We start from the raw sequence: 4,084 nt of genomic DNA, 5'->3' as shown, positions 1-4,084 counted from the left end.
TCATATGTACCAGCACCAATATTTATTGTAGAACCATCACCAGCAAGTTCATATCCTTTGGCAATAGTTGCTACAGCGTTCTCTTCACTTAATCCATCATTAGAATCATCACCAGTTTTTGAAACGTAAATGGTTGATGCCCCGTCCTTTAATGGAGCGGGTTCTAAGGATTTATCATCGGAATCATCCACACCTGCCTGAATGGAATCAGATATGGAATCATCCGTTTCGAGACTAACTTCATTTATAGCATTATCATCAATGGCAATGACATCATCCATTGCAATATCATCGCTTGCTGCAGAGACAGATGACACTGCCATTGTCGCAACACAGAATAACACTAATAAAATAAGAAAAGTTCTTTTCATTTTCAAAGTTTCACCTCATTAATACAAAATAAGGTAATGACTAAGAAAAATAGGATCCGTGTTTTAAAATATATGAATAAAAAGACTTTTATTGATTAAAGCGTTTCTTAAAGGATATTAAGGGGATATACTTAAGGAACAATCTTTAAACTTTGTTTAAAAGATAAGGATTTGATTAAACAAATTTTAGCTTTTAAAAACATATATTTTAGGAAAAATAATAGTTTTTATTAATAATACAGTTTGATAGTTTTAATAAATTTTTTTAATTATATAGTTTTAGGGTAATTTTTTAAATCCTATATTTCTTAGCACTGCCTTACATAAAGTATATTTGAAAAATAATCCAATGTACTTTATGTTTTATATATATAGTATTAATTATATATAAAATTTGTTAAATGAATTTTATAAATTATAAAATATGATGAATTTTTTTATGAATTTTTGAAAAAAATAGCGGTTGAAAATTAGATGAATGTGTAAAAAAAAGTTTGTGAAAATAGACATTTTAAAAGTTTTGTTCAATTTTTTAATAGAGCAGCATAATCAATATAATCATACTGCCCTTAACATGATTTGATAACTAAAGTGATATGTATCTAATCTAGATATTAGAAAATATCACAAGATATGATTTATAGAAAGTGCTTAAAATAATTTATGATGAATCTAAAGTTCAAGTGGATTGATGGAAAATAGAAAAGAATAAAATAAGAGTGTCATAATAATATTAATTAACTAAAATCAAAATTCAATTTGGGGGTTAATATGAATTCAAGAGATATAATAATCATATGCGCTACAGTAATCATTCTTCTTGCAATTGGAATATTCCTCATGGCAAATCCATTTGGAAGCGGAGAGACTGCAATTTTAACTATGGAAAGCAGCCAAAGCCTTACTGAAGGTGACAGCCTGATACTGAAGCTTTCAGATGAGAACAAAACTCCAATAGCAGGTCAAAGGATTGAGATAAACCTTACCCATGGAAGCAATGGAGTCACTGAAAACTTCACTCTCAAGACAAATGAAAATGGAGAGTGCAGATTAGAAGACCTGATTGCAGACAACTTTACACTTTCCGCTAAGTTCAATGGAAACAAGGATTACAAGCAGGCTACACTTAGCGGAAACATCTATGTGAAGAAGAAAGCAAATGCAAGTAGCAGTGACAAGTACAAAACAGACAATAAGGCGGATGATGTCATTGACGGCTGGGATCCAAAAGAGCATGAGGTTTCAAGAGAAGACCTTGGTGATGGAACATATAGAATAACCTACGATGACGGATACTTTAGAATCGTGGATGAAGATGGAAACATCTTGACTTATGGGTACTGATTTCTATCAGTACTTTACTCTTTTTTTAAATAATTATTTTTCCTTTAAAGAATTTATCTCTTCTATTGACAGGCCAGTAAGTTCGGAAATTACATCAATATCCATACCTCTCATCAACATCCTTTTAGCTACTGAAATAATTCCATCTTTTCTACCTAATTCCACTCCTTCACCAATACCTATAGATTTGCCTTCTTTTCTTCCTTCTTCTATTAAATCTCCACTTGTTCTTTTAACAAAAGATAATAAATGACTTGACTCCATCATAATATCACCAAAATTTTTTAATTCCTCTTTATCTTTTATGAATTTATTCCCTAAAATCAATAGAATTGACTTTACTTGATCTTTAACAAAGTCAGATTCGAATCTTGCCTTATTCGTCAAATCTCCAACTTCAAACAACAATTCCTTTTCATTAAAGTCCGATTTCATAAAAACAATTGAAATCAATGAAACGATATCTTCACCATTAAAGGTTTCCTTGTTCCTTATTTTTGATTTTATACTATTTAAAGCTTTCAATCCGTCCCTATCCTTTAACGATATGATATAAATAGTAAACACATCATTATGATGCCATTTTTCTATTTTGCGGCTCTTATCTTCAACTGTACTTATAATAAATGTTTTTACTGGAAGTTTGAACTTTACAAATAAGGAGGAAGCGTAATCAAAGATTCTAATCTCATCCTCTTCGCTTAAGACAGTTGATTGGAATTCAACATTGATGATTTAAATTTCTAGACAGGCCACAGTAATCCAATCTGCGATTCATGCAATTGGTGGCCATGAGCTCAGTTGGAAGCGGAACAATTATCTCATCTTCAATTCCAATCCCTTTTAAAAAATCATGCATTGTAATATCAATCAGTATCTTAAAGGACTTATCTTCATGATGACTTATTAACATGATTCACCTCTTTAACAGTGAAATAAACTCTATTAAAAGAAGTATATAAGTTTTTTCTAAAAAATAAGGTCAATATAAGAGTTAAATTGAAAAATAACAAGTTTAATAAAATATTTATAAAAAATAGTAAAAAATAATTGAGATATAATATTATAACAAGATTAAAACAATTTTTAAATTAAGAAATTTACCAGGATTCTAAATCCTTTAGAAACTCCTCTTTAGATAAAGCTTTCTTATCTGATTTGTCCATACGCTCTAAAGCACGATTGGTTCTATCAATAAAATCATTATCCTCTTTATTTTCATCGGTAGAGGAATTTTTTCTAATCTTCAATGTAAAATCTCCAGAATTAAAAAATAATTAAAAATAAAAAAGCAAATCAATAAAAGATAACCAACCCCTACAATATTAGCTTAAAGGAACTAACATTTTCTAATCAAAGAAAATCACCCTTATCAGATAACCTACTGATTCAACCCCCGATATAACGATTTTTGCATTAATGATCCAATAAAAGAGGAACCTTCAATCAAACCCCTTCAAGATAATTGATGTTCCAATTCCAAGACATTAATAATCATTATATGTTCCTAGAGAATCAGTCAAATCTCATCTAAGGATAACTGTAACCAACCCTTTTATTTTAATAATAGTAACTATTATTACAATTGATATTTTGTAAAAATTAGTATATTAAGTTTTTTATTTTGATTATAAATACTTAATTGAGTTAAGAATTGATTTTAGGGGAGTTTTTAATCAATTTTAAAAAAAACGTGTTTGATATACAGGAAGAACAATTCTCCCCGCATATTTACATTTAATGAGGAAATTATGAATAAAAAGAAATTTGTACAATTGGATTCAATTGTACTTACTATTATTTATGTTAGACTCATTTATAAAGATTTTCGAGTGCAAGCACTTGCTTACATGGAAAAATAAGGCGTTTAAGGGCTGTAAAATTAGTTTGTAATATATAGAATAATTTTGATAGATATATGATAGATACTTGATAGATAACTATAAAAAATAGATAATTATTTAAAAAATTCTAATTCAAATTAATTAAATCCAATATAAAATTAGATAAAAATTCCAATAAATCCTTCTTGTTTTTCCTATCATCTCTTGGATTTAATGGAAATGCCCCAACAGATTCCAAAGCACCTTCTTTTTCATAAAATATTTCCTTTTCTCTTCCAGGATAAAGCACATAAGCTGCTATTGTATCTTCAATTGCATCCTTATATGAATGCATTTTAACCACATCCTGGTTTTTATAATCCTCTGATTTAATATCCAATTTATATTTTGCATCAAAATGAATCAGGAATGTTTTTTCTCCAAATCTGATGGATAGGGTGTAATCTGGCCTTAATTTAACTGAATATGAATAATAGTCAGAATCCTTTTTAAATGTTTTATTATACATCAGATCAATTGATATTT

The 4,084-nt window shown here is 28.6% G+C and carries 6 protein-coding genes; 1 reads left to right on the top strand and 5 read right to left on the bottom strand.

All coding sequences use genetic code 11. The features are described 5' to 3' along the window. Nucleotides 1–377, bottom strand: a 377-nt coding sequence (locus Q0409_RS01860; protein ID WP_298534477.1) for a hypothetical protein, incomplete at its 3' end; no start/stop codon positions are given. 765 nt (nucleotides 378–1,142) lie between these two features. Between Q0409_RS01860 and Q0409_RS01855 the strand changes: the two genes are divergently transcribed. Further along, nucleotides 1,143–1,715, top strand: a complete 573-nt coding sequence (locus tag Q0409_RS01855) for a carboxypeptidase-like regulatory domain-containing protein (protein ID WP_298534475.1) — start codon at nucleotides 1,143–1,145, stop codon at nucleotides 1,713–1,715. Nucleotides 1,716–1,748: 33 nt separating this feature from the next. On the opposite strand, the gene Q0409_RS01850 is transcribed toward Q0409_RS01855, so the two are convergent. The 4 genes from Q0409_RS01850 to Q0409_RS01835 form a co-directional block, all read right to left on the bottom strand. Beyond that, nucleotides 1,749–2,282, bottom strand: a complete 534-nt coding sequence (locus Q0409_RS01850) for a hypothetical protein (RefSeq protein WP_298534473.1) — start codon at nucleotides 2,280–2,282, stop codon at nucleotides 1,749–1,751. 154 nt (nucleotides 2,283–2,436) lie between these two features. Further along, nucleotides 2,437–2,628 (bottom strand): hypothetical protein, encoded by a 192-nt coding sequence (locus tag Q0409_RS01845; RefSeq protein ID WP_298534471.1) that lies wholly within the window; start codon nucleotides 2,626–2,628, stop codon nucleotides 2,437–2,439. 187 nt (nucleotides 2,629–2,815) lie between these two features. Continuing rightward, a complete protein-coding gene (locus tag Q0409_RS01840) occupies nucleotides 2,816–2,965 on the bottom strand; it encodes a hypothetical protein (RefSeq protein WP_296856105.1) in 150 nt (49 codons plus the stop codon). Nucleotides 2,966–3,686: 721 nt separating this feature from the next. Continuing rightward, nucleotides 3,687–4,084: nuclease domain-containing protein (locus Q0409_RS01835; protein WP_298534468.1), on the bottom strand; the 398-nt coding region annotated here is incomplete at its 5' end.

The organism is uncultured Methanobrevibacter sp., assembly GCF_937898925.1.
Lineage (GTDB): Archaea > Methanobacteriota > Methanobacteria > Methanobacteriales > Methanobacteriaceae > Methanobrevibacter.
Note: the sequence above shows the minus strand (reverse complement) of the source record. Positions and strands in the feature narration are given on the sequence as shown.

What these genes read in the sequence shown, in the direction of transcription:
- Q0409_RS01855 (WP_298534475.1), top strand. Translation starts at nt 1,143, where the DNA reads ATGAATTCAAGAGATATAATAATCATATGCGCTACAGTAATCATTCTT.
- Q0409_RS01845 (WP_298534471.1), bottom strand. Translation starts at nt 2,628, where the DNA reads ATGTTAATAAGTCATCATGAAGATAAGTCCTTTAAGATACTGATTGAT.